The 24,268-nt window shown below is 66.5% G+C and carries 25 protein-coding genes; 12 read left to right on the top strand and 13 right to left on the bottom strand.

Going from position 1 to position 24,268, the window contains the following annotated elements; translation table 11 throughout:
* Nucleotides 1–14: 14 nt before the first annotated feature.
* Entirely contained in the window at nucleotides 15–764 is a 750-nt protein-coding gene (locus tag KQ910_RS20655) for a VOC family protein (protein WP_216964796.1), read from the bottom strand.
* A 43-nt stretch (nucleotides 765–807) separates the two neighbouring features.
* Here KQ910_RS20655 and KQ910_RS20650 point away from each other — a divergent pair, with 43 nt between their 5' ends.
* Complete coding sequence (locus KQ910_RS20650; RefSeq protein WP_216964794.1) at nucleotides 808–1,746, top strand: branched-chain amino acid ABC transporter permease; 939 nt, start codon at nucleotides 808–810, stop codon at nucleotides 1,744–1,746.
* A 6-nt stretch (nucleotides 1,747–1,752) separates the two neighbouring features.
* Here the strand turns inward: KQ910_RS20650 and KQ910_RS20645 are convergent, their stop codons facing one another.
* Nucleotides 1,753–2,544 carry an enoyl-CoA hydratase gene (locus KQ910_RS20645; protein ID WP_216964792.1) on the bottom strand — a complete coding sequence of 264 codons (792 nt, stop codon included), beginning with the start codon at nucleotides 2,542–2,544 and terminating at the stop codon, nucleotides 1,753–1,755.
* A 116-nt stretch (nucleotides 2,545–2,660) separates the two neighbouring features.
* On the opposite strand from KQ910_RS20645, the gene KQ910_RS20640 reads away from it, so the two are divergent.
* Nucleotides 2,661–3,500 (top strand): enoyl-CoA hydratase-related protein, encoded by an 840-nt coding sequence (locus tag KQ910_RS20640; RefSeq protein ID WP_216964790.1) that lies wholly within the window; start codon nucleotides 2,661–2,663, stop codon nucleotides 3,498–3,500.
* A gap of 57 nt (nucleotides 3,501–3,557) precedes the next feature.
* Here KQ910_RS20640 and KQ910_RS20635 read toward each other — a convergent pair whose 3' ends face one another.
* Nucleotides 3,558–3,980 (bottom strand): GNAT family N-acetyltransferase, encoded by a 423-nt coding sequence (locus KQ910_RS20635; RefSeq protein WP_216964787.1) that lies wholly within the window; start codon nucleotides 3,978–3,980, stop codon nucleotides 3,558–3,560.
* Entirely contained in the window at nucleotides 3,977–4,531 is a 555-nt protein-coding gene (locus KQ910_RS20630) for a TetR/AcrR family transcriptional regulator (RefSeq protein ID WP_216964785.1), read from the bottom strand. Before KQ910_RS20630 ends, KQ910_RS20635 begins: the two co-directional genes overlap by 4 nt.
* Nucleotides 4,532–4,589: 58 nt before the next feature.
* Here KQ910_RS20630 and KQ910_RS20625 point away from each other — a divergent pair, with 58 nt between their 5' ends.
* From KQ910_RS20625 to KQ910_RS20615, 3 genes are read left to right on the top strand one after another with little or no spacing between them, the layout of a single operon-like run.
* Nucleotides 4,590–5,813, top strand: coding sequence for a cytochrome P450 (locus tag KQ910_RS20625; protein WP_369408404.1), 1,224 nt, complete (start codon nucleotides 4,590–4,592; stop codon nucleotides 5,811–5,813).
* Nucleotides 5,814–5,825: 12 nt separating this feature from the next.
* Nucleotides 5,826–7,028: an acetyl-CoA acetyltransferase gene (locus KQ910_RS20620; RefSeq protein WP_216964783.1), complete on the top strand. Its 1,203-nt coding sequence runs from the start codon at nucleotides 5,826–5,828 to the stop codon at nucleotides 7,026–7,028.
* 13 nt (nucleotides 7,029–7,041) lie between these two features.
* On the top strand, nucleotides 7,042–8,049 hold the full coding sequence (locus KQ910_RS20615) for an NADPH:quinone oxidoreductase family protein (RefSeq protein ID WP_216964781.1): 1,008 nt from the start codon (nucleotides 7,042–7,044) through the stop codon (nucleotides 8,047–8,049).
* A 128-nt stretch (nucleotides 8,050–8,177) separates the two neighbouring features.
* Here KQ910_RS20615 and KQ910_RS20610 read toward each other — a convergent pair whose 3' ends face one another.
* Nucleotides 8,178–9,008 (bottom strand): enoyl-CoA hydratase/isomerase family protein, encoded by an 831-nt coding sequence (locus KQ910_RS20610; RefSeq protein ID WP_216964779.1) that lies wholly within the window; start codon nucleotides 9,006–9,008, stop codon nucleotides 8,178–8,180.
* Between the two features lie 54 nt (nucleotides 9,009–9,062).
* Between KQ910_RS20610 and KQ910_RS20605 the strand changes: the two genes are divergently transcribed.
* Entirely contained in the window at nucleotides 9,063–10,106 is a 1,044-nt protein-coding gene (locus tag KQ910_RS20605) for a threonine aldolase family protein (protein WP_216964777.1), read from the top strand.
* A gap of 13 nt (nucleotides 10,107–10,119) precedes the next feature.
* Here the strand turns inward: KQ910_RS20605 and KQ910_RS20600 are convergent, their stop codons facing one another.
* Nucleotides 10,120–12,213, bottom strand: coding sequence for a hypothetical protein (locus KQ910_RS20600; protein WP_216964774.1), 2,094 nt, complete (start codon nucleotides 12,211–12,213; stop codon nucleotides 10,120–10,122).
* 127 nt (nucleotides 12,214–12,340) lie between these two features.
* Here KQ910_RS20600 and KQ910_RS20595 point away from each other — a divergent pair, with 127 nt between their 5' ends.
* Nucleotides 12,341–14,629, top strand: a complete 2,289-nt coding sequence (locus KQ910_RS20595) for a xanthine dehydrogenase family protein molybdopterin-binding subunit (RefSeq protein ID WP_216964772.1) — start codon at nucleotides 12,341–12,343, stop codon at nucleotides 14,627–14,629.
* Here the strand turns inward: KQ910_RS20595 and KQ910_RS20590 are convergent, their stop codons facing one another.
* From KQ910_RS20590 to KQ910_RS20580, 3 genes are read right to left on the bottom strand one after another with little or no spacing between them, the layout of a single operon-like run.
* On the bottom strand, nucleotides 14,630–15,421 hold the full coding sequence (locus KQ910_RS20590; protein WP_216965810.1) for a sulfite exporter TauE/SafE family protein: 792 nt from the start codon (nucleotides 15,419–15,421) through the stop codon (nucleotides 14,630–14,632).
* Entirely contained in the window at nucleotides 15,421–15,948 is a 528-nt protein-coding gene (locus tag KQ910_RS20585) for a rhodanese family protein (RefSeq protein ID WP_216964770.1), read from the bottom strand. Before KQ910_RS20585 ends, KQ910_RS20590 begins: the two co-directional genes overlap by 1 nt.
* 24 nt (nucleotides 15,949–15,972) lie before the next feature.
* Complete coding sequence (locus tag KQ910_RS20580; RefSeq protein ID WP_216964768.1) at nucleotides 15,973–16,290, bottom strand: ArsR/SmtB family transcription factor; 318 nt, start codon at nucleotides 16,288–16,290, stop codon at nucleotides 15,973–15,975.
* A 62-nt stretch (nucleotides 16,291–16,352) separates the two neighbouring features.
* Here KQ910_RS20580 and KQ910_RS20575 point away from each other — a divergent pair, with 62 nt between their 5' ends.
* The 3 genes from KQ910_RS20575 (at nucleotide 16,353) to KQ910_RS20565 (ending at nucleotide 18,921) form a co-directional block, all read left to right on the top strand.
* Nucleotides 16,353–17,225 (top strand): MBL fold metallo-hydrolase, encoded by an 873-nt coding sequence (locus KQ910_RS20575; protein WP_216964766.1) that lies wholly within the window; start codon nucleotides 16,353–16,355, stop codon nucleotides 17,223–17,225.
* Nucleotides 17,226–17,280: 55 nt separating this feature from the next.
* On the top strand, nucleotides 17,281–18,249 hold the full coding sequence (locus KQ910_RS20570) for a Bug family tripartite tricarboxylate transporter substrate binding protein (protein WP_216964764.1): 969 nt from the start codon (nucleotides 17,281–17,283) through the stop codon (nucleotides 18,247–18,249).
* Between the two features lie 87 nt (nucleotides 18,250–18,336).
* The gene (locus tag KQ910_RS20565; protein WP_216964762.1) at nucleotides 18,337–18,921 is read left to right on the top strand and encodes an NAD(P)H-dependent oxidoreductase; all 585 of its coding nucleotides are present in this window, start codon (nucleotides 18,337–18,339) and stop codon (nucleotides 18,919–18,921) included.
* A 2-nt stretch (nucleotides 18,922–18,923) separates the two neighbouring features.
* Here the strand turns inward: KQ910_RS20565 and KQ910_RS20560 are convergent, their stop codons facing one another.
* Genes KQ910_RS20560 through KQ910_RS20550 form a run of 3 tightly spaced genes read right to left on the bottom strand, consistent with a single transcriptional unit; the run spans nucleotide 18,924 to nucleotide 21,426 of the window.
* Nucleotides 18,924–19,253 carry a chaperone modulator CbpM gene (locus tag KQ910_RS20560; protein ID WP_216964760.1) on the bottom strand — a complete coding sequence of 110 codons (330 nt, stop codon included), beginning with the start codon at nucleotides 19,251–19,253 and terminating at the stop codon, nucleotides 18,924–18,926.
* A complete protein-coding gene (locus KQ910_RS20555) occupies nucleotides 19,250–20,164 on the bottom strand; it encodes a DnaJ C-terminal domain-containing protein (RefSeq protein ID WP_216964759.1) in 915 nt (304 codons plus the stop codon). The genes KQ910_RS20560 and KQ910_RS20555 overlap by 4 nt, the downstream gene beginning before the upstream one ends.
* A gap of 53 nt (nucleotides 20,165–20,217) precedes the next feature.
* The gene (locus KQ910_RS20550) at nucleotides 20,218–21,426 is read right to left on the bottom strand and encodes an acyl-CoA dehydrogenase family protein (protein ID WP_216964757.1); all 1,209 of its coding nucleotides are present in this window, start codon (nucleotides 21,424–21,426) and stop codon (nucleotides 20,218–20,220) included.
* A 133-nt stretch (nucleotides 21,427–21,559) separates the two neighbouring features.
* Between KQ910_RS20550 and KQ910_RS20545 the strand changes: the two genes are divergently transcribed.
* On the top strand, nucleotides 21,560–22,462 hold the full coding sequence (locus KQ910_RS20545; protein ID WP_216964755.1) for a DUF1194 domain-containing protein: 903 nt from the start codon (nucleotides 21,560–21,562) through the stop codon (nucleotides 22,460–22,462).
* A 79-nt stretch (nucleotides 22,463–22,541) separates the two neighbouring features.
* Nucleotides 22,542–23,375: a class I SAM-dependent methyltransferase gene (locus KQ910_RS20540; RefSeq protein ID WP_216964753.1), complete on the top strand. Its 834-nt coding sequence runs from the start codon at nucleotides 22,542–22,544 to the stop codon at nucleotides 23,373–23,375.
* Between the two features lie 3 nt (nucleotides 23,376–23,378).
* Here the strand turns inward: KQ910_RS20540 and KQ910_RS20535 are convergent, their stop codons facing one another.
* A complete protein-coding gene (locus KQ910_RS20535; RefSeq protein ID WP_216964752.1) occupies nucleotides 23,379–24,185 on the bottom strand; it encodes a FecR family protein in 807 nt (268 codons plus the stop codon).
* Nucleotides 24,186–24,268 lie beyond the last annotated feature (83 nt).

The raw sequence follows: 24,268 nt of genomic DNA, 5'->3' as shown, positions 1-24,268 counted from the left end.
CTGCCCTCGCTGTCCTAGACGAGATTGATGCGGCAGCCGCAGACCTCGACCTGAGCCGGCCCGAGCTTGCGGCCACGCTTCTCGGCAGCCGCCAGCACGCGCTCGCGATCCACGACGGTCACGTCGTAGGCCGAGACGCCGGGTCCGCGCCCGTCGACGGCGGGCACGAAGCGGATCTGCGATCCATCGAGCCGGATGATATTGTCGACCGCCGGCCGGTTCAGGATCCTCGACCACGAAGCGGCGGCGCCGTCGGGATCGTCATGCTGGATCTCGACACCCGCCAGACCGTTCGTCACGTCGGAGCGCGCGTGCGTCAGCCAGTCCCTTTCGGCGGGCGGCCACCACAGGGCAGGATCGGTACCCTTGGGTGCAAACGTCGTATCCAGCGACAGCAGCACGCCGTTCGTGTCCGAGGGATGGAAGTGCGTGTACTGGTACTCCGGCAGGTCCTTCTCGGCCACGGCTCGAACGCCGAGCGCGGTGACGCGCTGGCGCTCTGCCGCCGCATCGGGCACCTGCAGGATCACCATGTAGCCGCCATCGCCCTTGCGACGCTCGATGTAGCGGCCGGCCGAGGTGCCGTCCTTGAAGGGCGCCACGATTTCGAGGAAGTCATGGCCGGTCGGACAGACCACGTTGGCCAGCCCCCACTTGGCGACGCCCGGATCGCGATAGGCGACCTCGATACCGAGAATGTCGCACAGCTCCTCCGCGGAGCTCTCCAGGTCTTTGCAGACAAAGACGCATTGCCTCAGTCTCATCGCTTCGCTCCCATTTGGTTGTTGTACCGGCTATCGTAACGCCATGCGGACCGTGTGGACCATGGGCTTCGTGGCAACGGCCGCCCTCGCCTTCTGCTTGCCGGATTTCATCGTCTTCCGTTTCACGCAGGCGGCGATCTGGGCCATTGCGCTCATGGGACTGGTGATCCTCTGCGGCATCAGCGGTCAGTTCTCCTTCGCCCAGGCGGCGTTGTTCGGCATTGGCGGCTACGGCGCGGCCATGCTGGGGGCCCATACGTCGCTCCCGGCCTACGCCGGTCTGCTGCTTGCGCCACTGCTGGGCTTCGCGACCGGTTACGGCGTGGGCCGCGTCGCCGGCAGGCACAGCCTCTGGACGCAGGCGCTGGTCACCTACGCATTTGCCATCGCCTTTCCACAGCTTCTGCGATGGCGCCTCATTGAGCAGTGGACCGGCGGCGTACAGGGCCTCTATCTCGACTTCCCCACCCCGCCCACCGATCTGCTCAGCAACGATCGCTGGGCCTTCCTGATGTCGCTCGCGATCCTGGGCGCCGGCATGTGGCTCGCGCACAACCTGATCCACAGCCGGTCCGGCCGTGCGTTACGCGCCGCCCGCGACAACGAGGTGTCGGCCGAGGCGCAGGGCATCCGCGTTCCGCAGGCGCGCGCTCTCGCCTCAGCAATCGCCGGCGCCTACATCGCCATAGCGGGCTGCCTGTCGGCCTGGCAATTCGGATTCGTGGGACCCGGCAGCTACAACTTTGCGCTGTCGGTCCAGATGCTGTTCGGCCTGGTGATCGGCGGCATGCAGTCGCTGGCCGGCGCAATCCTGGGCGGACTCTTCCTGCAGTTCTTCCCCGACGTCACCGCCGGACTGGGCAAGGGCTTCTCGGCCCTGCTCTATGGCGTGCTGCTGATCGCCGCCATGGTGGCGATGCCAAGCGGCCTGGCGGGCGCGCTGGCCCGCCTTGCCGCCTGGCTGAAGATCAGGCGCCCTTGAAGAAGCCTATTTGCCTTTGAAAACCGGCGCGCGCTTCTCGACGAAGGCGCGGGCCGCTTCCTTGTGATCCTCGGTCTCGCCGGTACGGATCATGCGCGCGGCCTCGCTGTCGAGCGCCTCGGACAGCGTGCCCTCTTCCGCGACCTTCATGTTCTTCTTCACGTGCCACCAGGCGACGCGCGGTCCGGCCGCCAGCTTCCTGGCGAAGGCCATCGTCTCGGCATCGAGATTGGCGTCGTCGACGACGCGGTTGGCGAGGCCGAGCTTCTCGATCTGGTCGGCGTTCAGGATCTCGGCGGTGAAGTAGAGTTCGCGCGCCTTCGACGTGCCCACCAGCTTGTGCAGGAAGTAATGCGAGCCGAAGTCGCCGGAGAAACCGACCTTGGCGAAGGCTGTCGTCATGCGCGCACTCTTGCCGACGAAGCGCATGTCGGCGGCGAGGGCCAGCGACAGGCCGGCGCCGGCGGCAACGCCGTTCACCATCGCGATCGTCGGCTTGCCCATTTCATGCAGCAGCTCCGAGACCTTCATGCGCTCGCGGATGTCGTGGACCTTGTCCTCATAGGTCTTGTCATGGTCGCGGCCCGCGGCCATCGACTTCACGTCGCCACCGGCGCAGAAGGCCTTCTCGCCCGCACCGCGGACGACCACGCAACCGATGGCGCGGCTGCCCGCCGCTTCCTCGAGCGAATCGGAAAGCGCCTGCATCATGTCGCGGCTCAGCGCGTTCATGGCGTCGGGGCGGTTCAGGACGATCTTCATGACGCCGTCTTCGACGGTCTTGATCAGGTGTGACATCGGCTTCCTCCGGGATTGCAGTTGGCGAGTGTTGCGGCGAATGTTTCCCAAACCAATGAGTCGCGCAACGACATTCCGTCTTGCTGGGCGGAACCAAGCCGGGAGGCCTTTCGACCATGGACTACGAGACCCTGCTGACCGACCTCGTGGACGGCGTCATGACGGTGACGCTCAACCGTCCCGACAAGCTCAACGCCTTCTCGACCACGATGAGCCGGGAACTCATCGACTTCTTCCAGCGCGTGAATACGGTAGATGAAGTCCGGGCCATCGTCGTCACCGGGGCCGGCCGGGCCTTCTGCGCCGGCGCCGACATCTCGGGTGGCACGTCAGCCTTTCAGGTGTGGAACGACGGCAACAAGCCGCAGAAGCGCGAAGCCAGCGATTCGATCACCCTGGCGATCTTCAACTGCCTGAAGCCCATCGTGGCGGCGATCAACGGCGCCGCGGTCGGGGTCGGCATCACCATGTGCCTGCCCATGGATATCCGCATGATGTCGAGCAGTGCGCGGATCGGCTTCGTCTTCAACAAGCGCGGCATGGCGATGGAGGCCGGGAGCTGCTGGTTCCTGCCGCGTCTCGTCGGCATGCAGCAGGCGCAGGAATGGGTGATGACGGCAGAGCTGTTCGGCGCGGACGAGGCGCTGAAAGGCGGCCTCGTCCGGTCGGTCCATCCGCCGGAAGAACTTCTGCCCGCGGCGCAGGCGCTGGCGGCGAAGTTCGCCGCCTCGACCTCCTCCGCGGTCGCCGCCGCGGTCAACCGGCGGCTGATGTGGAGCATGTGGGGCGCGCAGGATCCGATCGACGCCGTGACGCTCGACCTGCAATGCGTCGGCCATCTCGCGGCCGGCGCCGATGCGCAGGAGGGCATCAAGTCGTTCTTCGAAAAGCGCGCGCCGAACTTCCCGCTGAGGCCTTCGAAGGACATGCCTCCCTTCGGACCGTGGACGAAGTAGGACCTGAAGGTACGGAGCCTAAGCGAGCTTGCTGTCGCCGCATCTCTGCGTACCCGTCTAGAGCCTGAGCTCGTACATGAGGAAGCTCTCGGGCGGCTCACTGCCGGGTTCGTAAAGAGCCCGCGCCGCGACATTGTCGTGCTCGGTACCGACCCAGGCTTCCCGACACCCCAACTCCCTGCCGAGCGCGAGCATGGCATCGAGCAGCCTGCGGGCAATTCCCTGCCGTTGGAACGCAGGCGTCACCCCTATTTCGTCGATGTACAGTTCGGTCGGACGTCCATCCGGATGATAGTGCACCGCGGCGGCGATCTGACCGACGATCTGCCCATCCACGATCGCCACGATGAGATGGTGTCCCGGCGTGACGAGATAGCGGGAGAGTTGGGCGCGCTCCACCGGATGGTCGAACACATCGGGCGAGATGCGGTCGAACAGCGCCTCGTCACCTGGCAGGACGTATCGAATTCCTACGCTCATGAAGCCTCCGCGGCCGATGTTCGAAGCGCTGCCACCAGGGCGCGGGCGATCGTGGCTGGTGACTTTCCATCCACCCTGTACCAGGTCGGAGTCCAGTTCAGCGCGCCCAGAAGCTGCAAACGCCACAGGGTGCGATCGGTGCCGGGCGCGAGCGGGAGGGCGGCGACCAGATCGACGAAGCGCCGCTCGTAGCCGTCGCGCAACGTCACCAGCCGTCGGCGCAGTTTGGGATCGAGACGGCTGAGATCGGCCGTCATGACGGCCGCGTGCGCACGGTCGGCAAGCAGTGATTCCAGATGCGCCACGCAGGCGGCTTCCAGGCGGGCCCAGGGCGCCTCCCGCTCCGCTAGGGCGGAATCGACCGCACTGCCGATCTCCGCCACCCCCTGTTCGTAGACCGCCGCGATCAGGTCGTTCTTCGAGGGGAAGTGATAGTACATCGAACCCGCAAGCATCCCGGCCTCGCCCGCGATGTCGCGCATCGAAGTGGCATCGAAGCCACCACGGGCAAACAGGCGGGCAGAGACGGCCATCAAGGTCTTACGGGACATGGAACATTCTATCGACCAAACGCTTGTTTGGTAAACCGCGTGGCGCTAGCCTCGCCGTGTGACCTACGTCTTCGATCTCGGCAATCCCGCGACCAACGCGAATCCCTTCCCGGAATTCGCGCGCCTGCGGGCCGAGGATCCGATCCATTGGTCGCCGGCCATGAAGGCCTGGATCATCACGCGCCACGCCGACGTGAAGCAGGTGGCGCTCAACAACAGGCAGATCTCCGCCGACCGGCTGACGCCCTTCTTCAGGGCCAACCCCGAACACCAGCGCGGCTCGATAGACAGTCTCGTCCGCTATCTCAATCACTGGATGGTGTTCCGGGATCCGCCCGACCACACGCGGCTGCGGCGGCTGTTCAACAAGGCCTTCACGCCGACCTCGGTGTCCAACCTGCGGCCCAACATCGAGAGCATAGTCACCCACCTGATCGACGGCATGGAAGCAAAGGCCCGACGCGGCGAGACCGTCGACTACATCGCCGACTTTGCCTATCCGCTTCCCGCCTCCGTGATCATGGACCTGCTGGGCGTGCCGCGCGCCGATCTCGGCCGTGTGAAAGTCTGGTCCGACGACATCGCGCTGTTCATCGGGACCGCGCAGGTCGCCGGAAACAAGTATCTGCGGGCCGAATCCGGCGCCAAGGCCATGTCAGACTATTTCCGCGCGCTGGTCGAGGATCGCACCGGAGGGCCGCGCGACGACTTGATCAGCCACCTCGTCCTGGCGCGCGACGATCGCGATGCGCTGACGACCGATGAAATCATCGGCACCTGCATCCTGCTCCTGTTCGCGGGCCACGAGACCACTACCAACCTGATCGGCAACGGCTTCCTTTATTCGATGCGACATCGCGACCAGTGGGAGCGGCTGGTCGCCGATCCGTCCCTGGCCGAGAGCGCGGTCGAGGAGTACTTGCGCTACGACGGCCCTTCGGGTGCCCTCGCCCGTGTCGCCGCGGCGGACCTCGAGATGGGCGGCAAGAGGATTCGCGAAGGCCAGCGCCTCTTCGCCTTCATGAACTCGGCCAACCGCGATCCCGAGGCCTTCGCCGATCCCGAGCGGTTCGACATCGGCCGGTCGCAGAACCCGCACGTCACCTTCGGTCACGGCATCCACTTCTGCCTTGGCGCGCCGCTCGCCCGTCTGGAGGCGCAGATCGCGACAGCACGGCTCGCGGAACGACTGCCCCACGTCCGGCTTTCCGGCGGCGACCCGGAATGGCACGATTCGCTCATCCTGCGCGGCGTCAAGAGATTGCCGGTGCAACTCGGCTAGGGAGACATTGGCATGGCCTCTGGGATTCGCGACAAGGTCGCCATCGTCGGCATGGGTTGTACGCGCTTCGGCGAGCACTGGGACAAGGGCGCCGAGGAGTTGATGGTCGGCGCCTTCGAGGAGGCAATCGGCGATGCCGGAATCGAACGCAAGCAGATCGATGCTGCCTGGCTTGCGACGTGCCTCGACGAGGTCCATGTCGGCAAGTCGGGCCTGCCGCTCTCCGAGACGCTGCGCTTCGACTACATCCCCGTCAGCCGCGTGGAAAACTACTGCGCGTCCGGCTCCGATGCCTTCCGGTCGGCGGTCTATGCCGTCGCGGCCGGCGCCTGCGACATGGCACTGGCGCTCGGGGTCGAAAAACTGAAGGACACCGGGTTCGGCGGCCTGCCCGGGCTCAATGCCGGATCGACGCCGCCGCTTTGGTGGGCGAACCTCACGGCCCCCGGCAGCTTCGCCCAGCTCGCCTCGGCCTATCGCGCCAAGCATGGCGTCACCCGGGACGACCTCAAGCGGGCGATGGCCCACATATCCGTCAAGAGCCATGCCAATGGCGTCAAGAATCCAAAGGCACACCTGCAGCGTGCGATCACCGAAGCCGACGTGCTGAACGCGCCGCTGATCGCCGATCCGCTGGGCCTCTACGATTGCTGCGGCGTGAGCGACGGCGCGGCCGCCGCCATCGTCACCACGCCCGAGATCGCACGCAGTCTCGGCAAGAAGGGCATCGTCTCGGTCAAGGCACTCCAGATCGCGGGCTCCAATGGCATCGAGGAGCAGCACAACAGCTGGGACGGGAGTTATTTCGCGACGGCCCGCGTCGCCGCCCAACGCGCCTACCGCGAGGCCGGCATCGACCGGCCGCGCGAGCAGCTCAGCCTGGTTGAATGCCACGACTGCTTTTCCGTCACCGAACTGGTGACGCTGGAAGACCTGTTCATCTCGCCGGAAGGTGGCGCGGTGTGGGACGTGCTCGACGGTTTCTATGATTCGGATGGCAAGGTGCCGTGCCAGATCGACGGCGGCCTGAAATGCTTCGGCCACCCGATCGGTGCCTCCGGCATCCGCATGATCTACGAGATGTATCTCCAGCTCCAGGGCCGCGCCGGCGCCCGGCAGCGTCCCGACGTCCGCCTCGGCCTCACTCACAACCTTGGCGGTTTTCCGGCACGCAATGTCTGTTCCATTGCCATCGTCGGCGCCCTCGACGCCTGATAGAAAGCACCTCATGAAGGCCATGATCTGCCGCCAATGGGGCGGCCCCGAAGACTTGCGGCTGGAGGAGATCGATTCCCCGCCGCTGAAGACCGGTCAGGTACGGATCCGGATCAAGGCGGCGGGTGTCAGCTTCGCCACGACCCTGATCATCGCGGGCAAGTACCAGCGCCGCCCGCCGTTCCCCTTCGCTCCCGGCACCGAGGCGTCGGGCATCGTCACCGAGGTCGATCCTGCCTGCACGCGTGTCAAGGTCGGCGACGAGGTCGTGGCCGTGCTGGACTGGGGCGGACTGGCCGAGGAGGCGGTGGCCCACGAGGTCAACGTCTTCCCCAAGCCGCGCAACGTCGGCTTCGTCGAGGCAATCCAGCTCGCCATCTCCTATCCGACCTCGGCGGGCGCCCTGACCTGGCCCGAGGCGCTGGACGTGCAATCCGGCCACACACTGCTGGTGCACGCCGCGGCCGGTGGCGTCGGCATGGCGGCGGTCGAGATCGGCAAGATCCTGGGCGCGACGGTAATCGCCACGGCGGGCGGCCCGCGCAAGACCGGGTTCGCGAAGGCACACGGTGCCGATCACGTGATCGACTACAACGCGACCGACTTCCGGGAAGAGGTCTTCAAGATCACCGGCGGGCGTGGCGTCGATCGCGTCTACGATCCGGTCGGCGGCGATGTCTTCACGCAATCCCTGCGCTGCATGGCGGTGGGCGGACGGATCTGCCCCATCGGCTTTGCCAGCGGCACGATCCCGCAGATCCCGGCCAACATTCTGCTGGTGAAGACGCTGGCCGTGATGGGCTTCAACTACGGCTACTATGTCGGCTGGAGCCCGCAGGATGCACGCTTCGAGGAGGCGCCGCGCACCTACGCTCTCGCCGAGCGCATCCGCGGCTGGTGCGAGCAGGGGCATTGCCGGCCGCATGTCGACCGCACCTTCGCCCTTCCCGAAGCGCCGCAGGCGATGCGTGCGCTCCTGGAGCGCAGCGTCACCGGCCGCGTGGCGATCGTGATGGGCTGACGGGTTACTTCTTCGTCAGCTTGCCTTCGAAGACGCAATCGCCGTCGAGTTTGATCCTCGAATCGCCGTCCTTGATCTGGCCGATGACGTCCATCATGCCGCCAGCACGTTTCAGTGCCGGTGCAGCGCTATCGGCCCGTGAAGTTGGGCTCCCGCTTCTCCAGAAAGGCCGTGATGCCTTCCTTCATGTCCTCCGTCTGCATCAGCGGCAGGAGCTGCAGGAAGACATGATGGACATGCTCGTTGAAGGGTTCGTTCCACGCCATGCGCATCATCCTCTTGGCGGCCTGGATGGCGAGCGGCGCATTGGCGGCAATCTCCAGCGCGAGTTCACGCGCCGCGCCCATCACCTCCCCGTCCGCGACGACCCGGTTCACCAGGCCGATCTCCAGCGACTGGGCCGCGCTCAGCGTGCGGCCGGTGAAGATCAGCTCGGCCGCCTTTGCCCAGCCCAGCATGCGCGGCAGGTACCAGGTACCGCCCGACTCGGGCAGGACGCCCCGCTTCGCATAGGACGCCGCGAGCTTGGCCGACTGCGCCATCACGCGGATGTCGGCGCCGAGTGCCAAGTCGAGCCCGTAGCCGGCGGCTGAGCCGTTGAGGGCGCAGATCACGGGCTTGTCCATCGCATGCAGGACCGGCGGCGGTGTGTTGCGCAGATCGATGTTGGTCGGCGTCGCGCCCGAGCCGACGCTGAGATTGTCGGTGCCCTTGTTCTGCGCCTCGAGGTTCAGGCCGGCGCAGAAGGCGCGGCCGGTGCCGGTCAGGATCACCACCCGGACGGCACGGTCCTCGTTGGCCTTCACCAGCGCATCGGTGAGCTGCCTCAGCATCGGGCCTGAAATCGTGTTCATGCGCTGCGGCGCGTTCAGCGTGACGGTCGCGATCGTACCGTCGACGGCGTAGAGCAGCTCCTCGGGCATTACCGAAGCTGTGGGCTGGGCCGCAAACTGGCTCATGTTTCATCCCTTTGGCGATTGCCGCTATGGTGGCTCAGGAGATCCGAACACGCCATGCAAAACCGTTTCATCGACCTTTACAGCGACACCAAGACGAAGCCCTCGCCCGGAATGCGGAAGGCCATGGCCGACGCCGAAGTCGGCGACGAGCAGAAGATGGAAGACCCCACGGTCAACCGCCTGCGCGACCGCATCTGCGAGCTTCTCGGCAAGGAAGACGCCGTGTTCCTGCCCAGCGGCACCATGGGCAACCAGATCGCCATCCGCGTGCACTGCCGGCTGGGCGACGAGGTGATCGCCGACCGCACGGCGCATATCATCAATGCCGAGTCGGGTGGCACCGCCGCCAATGCCGGCGTCATGATCCGCATGGTCGACGGTCCCTATGGCGTGTTCACCGGCGAGCAGGTCAAGGAAGCGATCCGCGACCCCAATAGCCGCAACGCCCCGCGCTCGCGTCTCGTGTCGATCGAGAACACGTCGAACGGCGGCTGCGGCACGGTCTGGCCGCTCGCCACCATGCAGGGCGTCACCAAGGTCGCCCGCGACGCCGGCCTCAGCCTGCACATGGATGGCGCGCGTCTGGCCAATGCCTGCGTGCAGTCCGGCACCAAGGCGAGCGACTACGCCGCCTGCGTCGACTCGCTCTGGCTCGATTACACCAAGGGCCTGGGTGCGCCGGTCGGCGCCAGCCTGGCGGGATCGAAGGAGTTCATCCACGAGGCCTGGCGCCAGAAGCAGATGCTGGGTGGCTCCATGCGCCAGTCCGGCATCATCGCCGCCGCCGCGCTCTACGCGCTGGAGCATAACTGGGACCGGCTCGCCGAGGATCACGACAATGCCCGCCATCTCTCCGAAGGCATCGCCAACATCAAGGGGCTGAAGATCGACGTGCCGCGCATGGAGACCAACCTGGTCTTCTTCGAGGTGAACAAGCCCGGCTGGACGCCGGCGCGGCTGGTCGAGGCCTGCAAGGAGCGCGGCGTCGGCATGGGCACTGCCGCCGGCAACCGCATCCGTGCCGTGACGCATCTCGACGTCAACAAGGCCGACATCGACAGCGCCCTGAAGGTGATCAGCGACGCGCTGGCCGCCTGAGGGCTATGAAGGGTTACGGCGCGGCGTGGCCGCGCCGGACCCATTCCTGCACCAGAAAGCGAACATCGAAGATCGGCTTGCTGTCGTAGCCGCGGCCAGCCCAGCAGAGCTGGCGTTGCTCGAGCTTGCGATCGGCGACCAGCCGGATGCCTTCCTCCAGCGCGCCGCGCCGCGCCAGCGAAACCGACAGCAGGCCCTGCAACGTGTCGCGCAGGCACGCAGTGTCCTTTGCCGACAGTTGAGCGACTTCGCGGGGTAGCTGGCGTGTTGCGGCTTCGATCTCGGTCGACTTCCCGTCCCACGCAAGCGCATCGACGATCTCCACCAGACGCCGCGATGCTTCGAGTGCGTCCGCGCCCTTGCGCAGGCCGACGAGCGTCGGAACATCCATGTCGTCGCCCAGCTCGCGCAACAGCATGACGCCGACGAAGATGTCCGAGACACCGAATGCTCCGGCTCCGCCGGCGACGAATGCCCTGAGCATGCTCTTCGCCCTGTCGGTCTGCCCCTGCATGAGCAGAAGGCGAAGTGCCGCCAGGTCCTTGGCGGGGAAAACCCCGAGATAGGCGTCGAGGGAGGCGATGGCGCGCGGCCGCAGGCCCGCATTCTCCTGCGCCTCGATCAGAGGCACGATGCGTGACCCGTCGAACTCGACCGCAGCCGGATCCGACTCGATCAGCGCCTGGGCGTCGGCGGTCTTGCCTTCCAGCACCAGCGCCATGAGCTGGAGACGGCCGAGAAGTCTGGGGTTCATCCGCTCGACACTCTGCCGCTCCGCTTCGGACAGGTCACCGATGCGTCGTGCCAACCCTGAATGCGGATACGAGGCCAGAAAGCCAATCGCCCAATCCAGACCGAGAGCCTTCGCGGGAACCTCGTCGATGGCCCCGCCGGCCGCAACGCGGGCCAGGATCAGGGATTGCCGGGTCCAGTGCCACGCGAGGACAGGCGCATTCCCGCGGCGCGCGGCATCGCCCTCGGTGTCGGCGGCGAGGATCGCGGCATTGGTGAGATCGATGCCGTTCTCGCGGGCGCTCTTGTCGAAGATGGCAATCAACTGGTCGATCAGCTCGACGGAGCGGTCACCTCCACCGGCGCCGGCGACCGACTCGGCGAGCGCCACCAGGTAGGGACGCCCTGGCGTCGTGCCGGAAGGCTCGGCCGTCAACTTGAAGGCCGACTGCCAGTAGATGCTGCGCTCCTGCCAGCGCCGCGCGAAGTCGCGACCGACGGTCCAGTCGCAATCGCCGTAGTCCGTCGAGACCCGGCGCTCGGGCGAGAACTGGCGCGGCTCGACGGCCTCGATCACCTTGCGGGCGAGACGCTCGACCTCCGCGCCGTCGCCGCGGCGGCTTGCGGCGACCGCGAGCCGTATCAGGATCTCCGGCCCGGCGGGCGCGCGGCGGGTCGTCTGGGTCATGGTGCGGTTCGCCCGCTGTTCAGCCTCGGTGGTGGCGCCGAGGTCGGCCAGGCGTGGGCCGATCGTATGGTCGAGTTCGGGCTCCGTGAGACGGATCGCCACCTGCCGGGCAAGCGATCTGTAGCCGTGCTGGCACAAGAGGCTGATACCCAGGCCGCGATTGACGATGCCCGCGGTTTCGACGACGCCCGGCTGCATCGACTGGAAGTACCAGGTCATCGCGTCGGGATCGTTGGCGCGCATGAGCTGCCAGAAATACTGCTGGTTGACGCCTTCGCCCGAGGACAGGCCGGAATACTGCCGGTCGACCAGGAAGATGCGCTGCAGGTCGTCGCGTTCTTCCGCCTGCGATTTCACGACGTTCAGCCCGCCCTCGATCACTTCGCGATCGCCCGACACGGGCTTGTCGCCCAGCGCCTCGTCGATCGCTCTCAGCCTGTCCGCGGCCTCGTACTGGCGATGGTTGGAGGGGAGCGACAGGAGCGCGAGATAACCCTCGATCTGCTGACGCCGCTTCAGGTCGGCGTTCGACTCGTGCCGGGCCTTGTCTAGGTGCGCGTCGACCAGTTCGATCGCCCGCCCAAGCGTCGTCCGCTCCGCCGGCACCTGAGCGTGGCCGACCGACGAGGCGCCGGGTATCGCCAGGGCCACTGCCAAAGCAGACTTGATCCAAAACCTAGATTTCATCGTCGATGATACTTGCCGGAACCGGTGTATAAAGCTCCCTAACAAACGACTGAGAGCATTTGGTGGCAAAGACTACAACAAGCCGTCCCCCCGGGCACCGCGCGCCCCTTTTGCCTGCATCGGCCCGATGAGTTCCATGCTCAAGCTCGGCGAATCGATCACGCGTCGTGAAGATCGACGCTTCCTGACGGGGCACGGGCGATATGCCGCCAACACAGCGCCAGCCAATGCCCTGAATGTCCTGTTCCTGCGCTCACCGCATGCGCATGCCCATATCGCAGGCATCGACAAGGATCCCGCACTGGCCCTTCCGGGCGTCGCCGCAATCTTCACGGCCACGGATCTCGTGGCCGACAAGGTGGGGCACCTGCCCGCCATCAGCGAACTCAAGGACGAGGCCGGTAACCGCCACCGTGAGCCCGCTCACCTTCCCATGCCGGTCGGCAAGGTCCGGCATGTCGGCGACATCGTGGCCATGATCGTGGCCGAAACGCTGGAACAGGCACGCGACGCCGCGGAGGCCCTCGCCATCGACTATGAGGTCCTGCCCGCGGTCGTCACCGCGGCGCAGGCGCTCGCGCCTGGTGCGCCGCTGGTCCACGAGGACGTTCCGGGCAATCTCATGTGCCGCTGGGGCAAGGGCGATCGGGCCGCAACGGAGTCTGCCTTCGCGCGCGCGGCCCATGTCTCGACGCTCTCCATTCGCTCGCCGCGCCAGATCGTGCACTACATGGAAACGCGCGCGGCCTGGTCGAGCTATGAGGCCGCGGACGATCTCGTGACCGTGACCCTCTCCTCCCAGGGCGTGCAGATCCCGCACCGCCTGATGTGCGAGCGCGTGCTGAACCTTCCGAAAGACAAGCTGCGCCTCATCACGGAGGACGTGGGCGGCGGGTTCGGCCCCAAGTACCCGATCTCGGCGGAGTCGACCCTGATCGCCTGGGCCACGCGGAAGCTCCGCCTCGGCCTGCGCTGGAGCTGCGAGCGCGCCGAGCTTTCCCAGAGCGACAGTCATGCGCGCGACCTCGTCGCCACGGCGGACCTGGCGCTGGACGCCGAGGGTCGTTTCCTTGGCCTGCGTGTGAAGGCCGAGGCCAACTACGGTGCCTATGTCTCGATGTTCGCGCCGACCATTCCCACCACGGGACTCGCGAAGGTCATTTCCGGCCTCTATCGCATTCCCGCGATCCGCGTCGATTTCGACTGCGTTTTCACCAACACCGTGCCGGTCGATGCCATCCGCGGTGCCGGCAAGCCGGAGGCGCTGTTCCTGCTGGAGCGACTCGTCGACCTCGCCGCACACGAGACCGGCCGCACACCCGTCGAATTGAGGCGCATCAACCTGTTGCGCTTCGACGAGATGCCCTACGCGGCCGCGAGCGGCTACACCTACGATGCCGCCGATTGCACCCGGCTGTTCGAAACCGCGCTCGCGACCGCCGATGAGTCGGGCTTCGCGGCCCGGCGCGCCACGAGCGAAGAGGCAGGAAAGTATCGAGGTCTGGGCCTGTCCTGCCACCTGCACGGCACCGGCGGCATCGCCGACGAACATGTCGTGGTCAATGTAGAGGCGGACCGACTGGTCGCACGCGTGGGCACGCAGAGCCAGGGTCAGGGCCACGAGACTGTCTTTGGGCAGATCCTGTCCGCGGCACTCGGCGTTCCGGTCGAGCGCATCGAGATCAAACAGGGAGATACGCGGAGCATCCCGCACGGTGGCGGGACCGGCGGCTCGTCCTCGACCATCATCAGTGGCACGACGCTGAAGCGCGCAGCCGACGTGGTGATCGAGCGCGGTCGCGAATTTGCCGCCGAAAGACTGGAGACATCGCCGGCCGACATCGCCTATCGCGATGGCGCCTTCGAGGTCGTGGGTACCGACCGGCGCGTCGGCCTGTTCGAACTGGCGGCCTGGAAGCCGTTCGACGGCGATGCACGGTTCGCCGACAAGATCGAATCTTTCCCGACGGGCGTGATGGTCTGCGAGGTGGAGGTCGATCCCGAAACCGGGGAAACCCGGGTCGACCGCCTGATAGCCGTCGCGGACTGCGGTCCGGTCGTGAACCCGCGCCTGCTGGCCGGGCAGATGCATGGCGGCATCGTGCACGGGCTTGGCAATGCCCTGATGGAGGAAGCTCTCTACGACGAGGAAAGCGGCCAACTCCTGAGCGGCACGCTGATGGATTACGCCCTGCCCCGCGCCGACGATGTGCCCCTGTTCCAGGTCGAGACGATTGCGACGCCGTCGCCCAACAACATCCTGGGCTTCAAGGGTGTCGGTGAGTTGCCGACCAACGGGGCGCCGGCGGCCGTGGCGAATGCCATCCTAGACGCCCTACGGCCCTTCGGTGTCCGCCACATCGACATGCCGCTCACGGCCGCCAAGGTCTGGACGGCCCTGCAACGACGAGGCTGATCAGCCCTGCAGGAGGTCGAAAAGCCCCCGACCTCCGACGTAGAGGCCCGCCAGGATCACAAAGACGGCAAAGAGCATCGTCAATGCCCCCTTGCGACGCGCCAGGATGGCGTTGGCCTTCGTACCGGCCAACGCTCCCGCGACGCCGCCTGCAATCAGCAGACCCGCCACGTTCCAGTCGACCAACCCCGACCATGCGTAGCTTGTCGCCGCCGAAAGTCCGAAGGCGGTGACGGCAACCAGCGAGGCACTGGTCGCGTCCTCGAGCTTCATGTCGGTCGCCAGGATGAGGCCGGGGACGATCAGGAACCCTCCGCCGATCCCGAAGAAGCCCGACAGGAGGCCCACTCCCGCGCCCAGCAGCACGAGGCGGGGCAGCATGTGTGCGGCATTCTCACGTGTCAGCCAGGCCGATGTCCGGCCGCCCTTGTCCTTGGGTCGCAGCATCATCAGGCCAACGACGACCATCAACACGCCGAACAGAGCGACGAGCTTCTGTCCGTCGACCGCCTTGCCGAACGCGGCGCCTGCAAACGCGCCGCCGACGCCGGCCAGGCTGAACACGATGGCGCAGGGCCAGCGGATCGGCGCCTTGCGCGCATGGAGCGCCAGCCCGGCCGCCGCATTGACCGCAACGGCGACCGCGGCGGTCCCGATAGCAATATGGGCCGACGGCATGCCGACGGCGTAGAGCAGCAGCGGCACGGCGAGAATGGAGCCGCCACCGCCGATCAGCCCGAGCACCAGGCCGACCACACCGCCCGAGGCGAGCGCCGCGATCGGGGCGAACATCACGCCAGCGCCTTCCGCACCGCGCGGTTCCAGGGCATCACCGCCAGCAGCTTGGCCATGCCGCACCAACCGGTGCTGCCGGCGAAGACGAGGCCGGCACCGACGAAGGCCGAGATCGCGAAGAAGGGCGGCGCAAGCAGGAGCCCAAGCACCACGCCGAGCACCACCAGGCTTCCGGCCACGATCTGGACCTGACGCATGATCTCGATCGGCTGTTTGCGATCGGTCGAGACCGGGAGCCCCGCCTTCTTCCAGGCCTCGAGCCCGCCTTCCAGGAGATAGGCCTCGCAGCCGGCGGCTTCGCCCAGCCGGCCGGCATTCGCGCCGGTCCGTGCGCCGGAGCGGCAGTGGAAGATGACCGCCTTCGCGCCTGGCGCTTCGACGCGGCGCAGGGCCGACAGCGGCTCGTGGCGGGTACCGGGAATGTGCTCGCGTGCCCGTTCGTCGGACTCACGCACGTCGACGAGAACTGCGCCCTCGGTGACGAGGCGGCGAGCGGTGGCAGCGTCGATGGTTTGCAGAGACATGTGAATTCCTTTCCGTGCGGTTCTTCAATCCGCGCAATAGAGACGATGAAGCGTCGACAGCAGCATCTCGATCCGAGCGTCCCCGATCCGGTACCAGACGGTCTGCGCCTCGCGCCGGAAGGCGACGATCCCCTCTTCCCGCATACGCGCGAGATGCTGGGACAGCGCCGACTGCGACAGGCCGACCTCGGCCGCGAGCGTGCCGACGGTCGCCTCCCCCACCTCCACGAGCTTGCAGAGGATGAGGAGACGGCGATCGTTGGCGAGCGCCGAGAGGATGTCGGCCACTTCGCCGGCTTTCGCCTGAAGCGCCTTGGGATCGATGTTTTGTGTCGTCTTCATTTTAGATATTGCTAATTTAGATCTTACTAATATATATGTCAAGCATCCCAAGGAGAGAAATCATGCCCACCAAGCCGATCATCGACGCCTTCTTCGACGAGGCGACCTACACGATCACCTATCTGGTGACCGATCCGGAGACCAGGCGCGCCGCGATCGTGGATCCGGTCCTCGACTACGATCACAAGTCCGGAAAGGCTTCGACGGCGTCGGCCGAGCGCGTCCTGGCCAAGGCCGCGGAACGACAGGCTTCCATCGACTGGATCCTCGAAACGCATGCCCATGCCGACCACCTGACGGCGGCCCCCCTGCTGAAGTCGCGAACCGGCGCCCGCGTCGTCATCGGCGAGCACATCCGCGACGTGCAGAAGATCTTCAGGAAGGTGTTCAACGCTTCGGACGTGAGCGACGACGGACGCGAGTTCGACCGGCTCGTGGCGGACGGCGAGACGCTGCCGCTCGGCAACCTCGCGATCGAGGTGATGCATCTCCCCGGCCATACGCCGGCCGACGTCGCCTACCGGATCGGCGATGCCGTATTCGTGGGCGACACGATCTTCATGCCCGACTACGGAACCGCCCGCGCCGACTTTCCGGGTGGCGATGCGGCAACCCTCTATCGGTCGATCCGCCGCCTCCTGTCCCTGCCAGCGGAGACACGCCTGTTCATGTGCCACGACTACAAGGCCCCGGGACGCGACCGGTATGCGTGGGAAACCAGCGTCGCCGACGAGCGAGCGCGCAACGTCCATGTGCATGACGGCGTGACGGAAGCGGAGTTCGTCGCGATGCGAAAGAAGCGCGACGACACGCTGGCGGCGCCCGTCCTCCTGCTCCCCTCGGTGCAGGTCAACATCCGCGCCGGCCATCTGCCTCCGCCTGACGACAATGGACAGAGTTATCTGCGCATCCCGGTAAAACTCGTCACGGCCTGACGATTGGCAGCGCGTTCCGCTCCCGCTAGGGTCGCTCCAAAGGGAGAAGAAACGCATGTCCAAGAAATCGGTCGCCGCGCTGGCGGGCGCACTCATCCTGTTCGCCGGCTCGGCGTTCGCCCAGTCGGCATGGCCCAACAAGCCGATCAAACTCGTGGCACCCTATCCTCCGGGCGGCCAGACCGACGTGGCGTCGCGCTACTTCGCCGAAAAATTATCGGGCGTGCTCGGCCAGCAGGTGATCGTCGAGAACAAGGCTGGCGCCCAGGGCATGGTCGGCGCCGAGATCGTCAAGAACGCACCCCCCGACGGCTACACGTTCGTCTACGTCAACTCGTCGATGATGTGCATCAATCCCTACGTCTATAAGAAGATGCCCTACGACGGCTTCAAGGACTTCGTGCCAGTGACCCAGCATGGCCTCGCCCCGCTGGCGATGAGCGTGCCCCCTTCGCTGGGCCTCAAGACGGTGAAGGACTTCGTCGACTGGGCCAAGGAGCGCAAGGGCAAGGTGAACTTCGCTTCCTTCGGCACCGGCTCGTCCTCGCACATCTGGGGCGAGATGCTGAACCAGGCCGAGAAGCTCGACATGACCCATGTCCCCTACAAGGGCGCGGCGCCTGCCGTGCAGGACGTCGTGGCCGGCCATATCCCGATGACCATCCAGGACCTGGCCGCCAGCGGCGGCGCGATCAACGGCGGCAAGCTGACGCCGCTGGCGGTCACCTCCGCCCAGCGCTGGCCCCGCCTGCCCAACGTCCCGACCTTCGAGGAGGCGGGCTACAAAATCAACCTGACCGGCTGGAACGGCATCATGGCGCCGGCCGGCACGCCGAAGGAAATCGTCGAGCGGCTGAGTGCGGAAATCCGCAAACTGGTCCAGACACCCGAGGGCAAGGAGAAGCTCCTCGACATGGGCCTGATCGCCACCGGCACCACGCCCGCGGAGATGGGCGAGATCATGAAAACCGGCTGCGCCGCCTGGGGCGACGCCGTGAAGCGCGCCGGCGTCCAGCCGGAATGAGTTGATCGCCTGACCGGCCGACGCCAGAACGAACGCGTCTGATCCACGTCAAGGAACGGATTGTCTGCCCATGCGAGCGTTGTGCGCATGGGCTCGCGCATCCTGATCCTCAACGGCCATCCCGACACCACCCGCAAGGGCCTGTGCGGCGCTCTTGCCGACGCCTATGCCGAGGGTGCCGTGTCGGGCGGCCACACGGTCGAAAGGCTCGACATCGGGACCTTGCAATTCGGCCTGCTCCGCTCCCAGGCCGACTTCGAGACCGGCACGGTTCCACCCGACATCGCGGCGGCGCAGGAGGCGATCCGGCGGGCCGATCACCTGCTGGTCATCTTCCCCCTGTGGCTGGGAGACATGCCGGCCCTGCTCAAGGGCTTCTTCGAGCAGACGCTGCGGCCGGGCTTCGCCTTCGCCTATCGACCCAGCGGCTTTCCGCAGAAGAACCTCGGCGGGCGCAGCGCCCGGATCGTCGTCACCATGGGCATGCCTGCGTTCGTGTACCGTTGGTACTTCCGCGCGCACGCGGTGAAGAACCTGAAGCGCAACATCCTGGGCTTCGTCGGCTACGCGCCGGTGCGCGACACGATCGTGGGGGGTGTCGCGTCGGCTAAGCCCGGTGCGATGGCCCGCCACTTCGAAAGGATGCGCGCCCTCGGCCGGGCCGCTGCCTGAGGCTAGCGCCGCGACAGGCGGTCGAGCGCGACGGCAATAGCCTCGCGCGTCGCGGCGGGCTGCTCGGCAATCGCGCGGCCCAGCAGATCGAGCTGGCGGCGCAGGGTATGGACCTGGTCGACCAGATCGACCACGGTCTCGACAGACTCGTCGTCGAAGCCCAACTCGTCGACCAGCTCACCCAGCAGGCGGGCGCGCGCAACGTCGATCTGTTCGAAGTTCCAGCCATCGCCGCCGCCGGCCGGCCGCAGCAGGCCGCGGGCTACCCAGCGTTCGACGTGAACGGCCGTAAGGCGGCCATGCTGGCGCAGCAGGTCGTCCAGGGTCGTCATGTGAACTGCTCCATCTCCTTGCGCGGATCGTAGCTGCGACCCGCTTCCCAGCCCGCGAGGAACTCCTTCAGTTTTTCGTCCGGCGTCTCGGGCAGCACGACCTTAAGCTTCACATACTGGTCGCCGCGCTGGCCGGACTTGCGGTCGAGCAGGCCGCGCCCCTTGAGTCGCAGCGACGTGCCCGTGTTCGAACCGGCCGGGACGTTCAGCATCACCGCGCCGCCGACGGTCGGCACCTTCACCTTTCCGCCGAGCGCGGCTTCCGTGACCGTGACCGGCAGCTCGACATGAATGTCGTTGTCTCTCGGCTGGAAGAAGGCGTGCGGATCGACGTGGATTTCGACATAGGCGTCGCCGGGCGGCCGGCCTTGGGAACCCGGCATGCCCTGCCCCTTGAGCCGCAGGGTCTGGCCGTCGGTCGTGCCTTCCGGCACGTCGATGTCTAGGGTCTTGCCATCGGGAAGCGTGACACGCTGCTTGCCCCCGCGCGCGGCTAAAAGGAACGGAACGCGCAGACTGTAGCTGACCGGCATGCCGCCCATGTCGAAGCCGCCGCGACCGCGGCGCTCGCCGAACATCTCGGAGAAGACGCCGCCCATGTCGACGAAAGAATCGTGACCGGCCGCATGCTCGTACTTGCCGCCACGGCCACCCGCCTGGTCGCGATAGAACCCGCGCGGCGGCATCTCCTGGCCGGTCCCGTCGATCTCGCCGGCATCGAAGCGCCGCCGCTTTTCGGAGTCGGAGAGGATGTCGTTGGCCTGCCCGATTTCCTTGAATTTGGCTTCGGCCGCCTTGTCGCCGGGATTGAGGTCCGGGTGATGCTTCTTGGCGAGCTTGCGGAACGCCTTGCGGATGTCGTCCTCGGAGGCGGTCCTCGGCACGCCCAGGACGGAATAGGGATCGGTCATAGCCCTACAGATGTGCAGTGAATTGTCACCTTACAAGCCCCTCCTGGCCAGGCTCACAGGCCCAGCACCGCCTTGGCGATGATGTTGCGCTGGATCTCGTTGGATCCGGCATAGATCGTCGAGGCGCGATTGTTGAGATAGAGCGGCATCGCCGTGATGCCCCAGGCCGGCGTCACGGTCGGCTCGTTGTGACCGAGCTCCCGCGCCTCAGGCTCGAAGGGGGCGGCGTACCACGAAAGCGCCTCGACGCCGAGATGGTCGAGCTTCTGCAGCGTCTCGCTGCCGCGGATCTTCATCGCCGAGGAAATGGCGCCCGGATTGCGGCCCTGGCTCAGATCGGAGAGGACCTGCATCTCGATCATCTCCAGTGCCTGGATTTCCATCTCGGTCTCCGCCAGTCGCTCGACGAAGCCGCGTTCCTCGATCAACCGACCTGATCCGTCGGCCGCCTCCTCGCGTGCGATCCGCTTCACGTCGTCGAGGCGGGCATGGAGGTTCGGCGTATAGGCGTCGCCGCCGCGTTCGAACTCGAGCAGATACTTGGCCACGGTCCAGCCGGCATTCTCGGGGCCGATCCGGTTGGCAACCGGCGTCCGGACATTGTCGAGGAACACCTGGTTGACTTCGTGGTCTCCGGCCAGAGTCAGGATCGGCGAAACCGAAAGGCCGGGCGTCTTCATCGAATCGATCAGAACGAAGGAGATGCCGTCCTGCGGCTTGCCCTCGGTCGAAGTCCGCACCAGACAGAACATGTGGTCGGCGGCATGCGCGCCGGTCGTCCAGATCTTGGTGCCGGTGATGACGTAGTCGTCGCCGTCGCGCTCCGCGCGGGTCTTGAGGCTGGCGAGATCGGAGCCCGAGCCGGGCTCGGAATAGCCCTGGCAGAAGGTGATGTCGCCCGAGAGGATGCGCGGCAGGTACTTGGCCTTCTGCTCCGGCGTGCCGAACTTCATGATCACCGGGCCGACCATGCGCAGGCCCATCGAGAAGATGCGAGGCGCGTCGGCGGCGGTGCACTCCCGGCTGAAGATATACCGCTGCGTCGCGCTCCAGCCGGTGCCGCCATGCTCCTTCGGCCAGCTCGAGGCCGACCAGCCGCGACGCGCCAGGATCCGGTGCCAGCGCAGACCGGCTGCAAAGTCGGCGAATACGCCCCCGGTCTTGCGACCCGCCTCCCGCAGGTCCTCGGTCAGGTTCTCGTCGAGGAAACGGCGAACTTCGTCCTGGAAGGCTTCGTCTTCCCTGCTCAGCGCCAGATCCATCAGCCTGCTCCCTTTTCACTTTCCCGGGAGGCTAGCGACCGTCGCCATGGCCCGTCCAGTGCGCGGCTGACACGGGCTTCCGTCGGGCGGTATGGTTCTTGCCTCGAAAGCGTACTCGAACGCGGAGGTCGCCGTGGCCCGACTGGTTGGTCTGATCGCCCTTCTTTTCCTGGCGCTGCCGGCGGCTGCGCAGGACCGCAAGGAGGTCGACCTCGCGCTGGTGCTGGCCATCGACATCTCCGGCAGCATCGACCCCGACGAAGCCAGGCTGCAGCGCGAAGGCTACGTCGAGGCGTTCCGCGATCCCGTCATCGTCAAGGCGATCCTCGGCGGCAATCATGGCCGCATCGCCGTGGCCTATTTCGAATGGTCCGATTCCTGGATTCAGAAGCTGCTCGTGGACTGGACCCTGCTCGATTCGGAAGCCGCCATCGCGGCCTTCACCAATCGGCTCGCGGACGCGCCGATCTCGATCTCGCGCCGGACCTCGATCAGCGGTGCGATCCGCTACGCCATCCCGATGTACGGCCGAATCCCGTACGAGGCCGAGCGCAAGGTCCTCGACATTTCGGGCGACGGCTCGAACAACGATGGCGGACTGGTCACCGACATTCGCCGCGACGCGCTCAAGGAGCGGATCATCATCAACGGGCTGCCGATCATGAACGGCCGGCCAAACCCCTTCGGCTTCCCGGCCGAGGACGACCTCGACCAGTACTACCTGCACTGCGTAACCGGCGGCCCGCGCTCCTTCGTCGAGGTGGCGCGCAGTTTCGAGGATTTTCCCCGCGCCATCCGCAAGAAGCTGCTCCAGGAAGTGGCCGACATCGGTCCGCTGAACGACTTCGACATCGGCGATCTCGGGGCGGCGCGCGACGGAGTTGAACTGGCGCAGTCCGGCGGAGCGCGCCGCGCCGTCAAGGCCGACGAGGACTACACCCGATTCGTGCGCCCCGAATACGAGCTGGGCTGCGACGTCGGCGAACGGCGCTCCCGCGACTTCTGGCAGCGCCGCTTCGGCGTCACGCCGGACTGACCGTTTGACGCGCAGGGCGCGATCCTGAAGATGCTTCCGGCAGAGCAATAAAGGTCGGGTGCTCCGGCCAGGGGAGCCCATGAACGACGCGACTGCCCAGGCGATCTACTTCTACGACCGGCATCCGATGTCTGGGGAGATCATCAAGGCGAAGCTACGCGCGGCGCGTGGCCATCTCGATGGCGTCGCGCCGGAGGAACTCTGGCCACACGATCAGGATCACTATGGCGGCATCGCCGCGACCGATGCGCTGGCGGCGGCCGCGGCGATCGGGCCCGGCACCGAGGTCGCCGATTTCTGCGCCGGCCTCGGCGGCACCGTACGCTACCTCGCGCACCGTTACAGCGCCGACGTGACCGGTATCGAACTGACACCGTCGCGTGTCGCCGCCGCGCAGGAACTCATCGCACTGGTTGGTCTGCACGACCGTGCCCGCGTCCGGCAAGGCAATGTGATGGACGTCCCCTTGGCGGACGAGAGCATGGACGTCGTGGTGAGCCAGGAAGCGCTCTGCCATGTCCCCGATCATGCGAAGACACTTGCGGAGGCATTCCGCGTCCTGCGGAGAGGCGGACGCCTGGCCATGACGGATTGGATCGCCAACAAGCCGCTTTCCGCGCAGGACGCGAGCCTCATGTGGGACGGCATGGCGATCCAGCCCCTGGAGACGCTGGCGTCCTATGGCGCCATCGCCCGCTCTGCGGGCTTCCAGGTCGAAGCGGCTACCGACCTGACCCAAGAATGGGGACCGATCCTCCAGCAACGGCTAGCCATGTATCGGCGACTTCGGGAGGAAGCCCGCGCCGCCGGCACGCCGATGGGCCACGACGCATTCCACGAATCCTACATCCGGTTCGTCGAACTCATCTCGAAGCGCGAACTCGGCGGCATACGCCTGATAGCCGTGAAGTAGCGCCTATGGCGCGGGGCGTGGTGCGCCTCCGCCCGCCAGGGGTTGGGGTGGCATCGGACCGGGTCCCTGCTCGAAGCCGCCCGGACGGGGTGGTCCGCCAGGCCCCTGCGGAGCCGGTGCCGGCCCACCCTGCAGGGGGCCCGTCGAGTTCGGACCCTTCGCAGAATTGGCCTCCGCAAGACCCGCCGCCTTCACCGCGCGGTCGCCGCTGCCGTCGCGCTTGCCGCCGTTTCCTTCCAGCCTGCCGATACTGTCGGCGAGCCCAGCCCGCTCCACGCGTGACACCATACCGGGCGACTGGCCGCGCATCGCACTGACCTGGAAGCCCGGCGCCGTCACGCTTCGGGTGCGCCCCTGGCTCGTCAGGGTCATCTCGTAGCCAAAGACAAAGGTCGCGGTCGTCTTCGTCGGCTCGACGCTGAACATCGCGATGCCACCGCGAATGGTGATCGTGCCGGAGGGCGTCGTGACGACGACGGGTGTCTTCTTGCTGATCTTGCCGCCGACCAGCCGGAACACGCCCTTCGTTGCCGTGACGGCAAGCTCGCCCAGCTTCCTGTCCGAATCGTAGACGAACCTGTCGAGTGTGACCTGTGCCTGGCTGCTGATCGTCAGCGCCGTGCCGTCGAGGAACAGGAGATGGGCACGATCGGCGGCGCCGGTGGTGATGACCTCTCCCGCCTGGACGTCGAGGCCGACATGCAGGAGGCGTTCAACTTCGTCCGGAGGCTTGCCCGTCGGATCGCCCGCGACTGCCGAAGCGATCCCGACCCTCGGCGCATCGGCAGCCGCCGGAACACTCGCCGCCACCGGCCCAATCAAGATTGCTGCACACACAAGGAGCGCATCGCGTATCTTCGTCATGAAGTGGTTACGCGGACGTAGCGCCCATC

This window comes from Reyranella humidisoli (assembly GCF_019039055.1).
Taxonomy (GTDB): Bacteria; Pseudomonadota; Alphaproteobacteria; order Reyranellales; family Reyranellaceae; genus Reyranella; species Reyranella humidisoli.
The sequence above is the reverse complement of the archived record's forward strand: the minus strand, read 5'-3'. Positions and strand labels throughout refer to the sequence as shown.

Coding starts and splice junctions, on each gene's coding strand:
- KQ910_RS20655 (WP_216964796.1), bottom strand. CDS start 764: ATGAGACTGAGGCAATGCGTCTTTGTCTGCAAAGACCTGGAGAGCTCC.
- KQ910_RS20650 (WP_216964794.1), top strand. CDS start 808: ATGCGGACCGTGTGGACCATGGGCTTCGTGGCAACGGCCGCCCTCGCC.
- KQ910_RS20645 (WP_216964792.1), bottom strand. CDS start 2,544: ATGTCACACCTGATCAAGACCGTCGAAGACGGCGTCATGAAGATCGTC.
- KQ910_RS20640 (WP_216964790.1), top strand. CDS start 2,661: ATGGACTACGAGACCCTGCTGACCGACCTCGTGGACGGCGTCATGACG.
- KQ910_RS20635 (WP_216964787.1), bottom strand. CDS start 3,980: ATGAGCGTAGGAATTCGATACGTCCTGCCAGGTGACGAGGCGCTGTTC.
- KQ910_RS20630 (WP_216964785.1), bottom strand. CDS start 4,531: ATGTCCCGTAAGACCTTGATGGCCGTCTCTGCCCGCCTGTTTGCCCGT.
- KQ910_RS20620 (WP_216964783.1), top strand. CDS start 5,826: ATGGCCTCTGGGATTCGCGACAAGGTCGCCATCGTCGGCATGGGTTGT.
- KQ910_RS20615 (WP_216964781.1), top strand. CDS start 7,042: ATGAAGGCCATGATCTGCCGCCAATGGGGCGGCCCCGAAGACTTGCGG.
- KQ910_RS20610 (WP_216964779.1), bottom strand. CDS start 9,008: ATGAGCCAGTTTGCGGCCCAGCCCACAGCTTCGGTAATGCCCGAGGAG.
- KQ910_RS20605 (WP_216964777.1), top strand. CDS start 9,063: ATGCAAAACCGTTTCATCGACCTTTACAGCGACACCAAGACGAAGCCC.
- KQ910_RS20600 (WP_216964774.1), bottom strand. CDS start 12,213: ATGAAATCTAGGTTTTGGATCAAGTCTGCTTTGGCAGTGGCCCTGGCG.
- KQ910_RS20595 (WP_216964772.1), top strand. CDS start 12,341: ATGAGTTCCATGCTCAAGCTCGGCGAATCGATCACGCGTCGTGAAGAT.
- KQ910_RS20590 (WP_216965810.1), bottom strand. CDS start 15,421: ATGTTCGCCCCGATCGCGGCGCTCGCCTCGGGCGGTGTGGTCGGCCTG.
- KQ910_RS20585 (WP_216964770.1), bottom strand. CDS start 15,948: ATGTCTCTGCAAACCATCGACGCTGCCACCGCTCGCCGCCTCGTCACC.
- KQ910_RS20580 (WP_216964768.1), bottom strand. CDS start 16,290: ATGAAGACGACACAAAACATCGATCCCAAGGCGCTTCAGGCGAAAGCC.
- KQ910_RS20575 (WP_216964766.1), top strand. CDS start 16,353: ATGCCCACCAAGCCGATCATCGACGCCTTCTTCGACGAGGCGACCTAC.
- KQ910_RS20570 (WP_216964764.1), top strand. CDS start 17,281: ATGTCCAAGAAATCGGTCGCCGCGCTGGCGGGCGCACTCATCCTGTTC.
- KQ910_RS20565 (WP_216964762.1), top strand. CDS start 18,337: ATGGGCTCGCGCATCCTGATCCTCAACGGCCATCCCGACACCACCCGC.
- KQ910_RS20560 (WP_216964760.1), bottom strand. CDS start 19,253: ATGACGACCCTGGACGACCTGCTGCGCCAGCATGGCCGCCTTACGGCC.
- KQ910_RS20555 (WP_216964759.1), bottom strand. CDS start 20,164: ATGACCGATCCCTATTCCGTCCTGGGCGTGCCGAGGACCGCCTCCGAG.
- KQ910_RS20550 (WP_216964757.1), bottom strand. CDS start 21,426: ATGGATCTGGCGCTGAGCAGGGAAGACGAAGCCTTCCAGGACGAAGTT.
- KQ910_RS20540 (WP_216964753.1), top strand. CDS start 22,542: ATGAACGACGCGACTGCCCAGGCGATCTACTTCTACGACCGGCATCCG.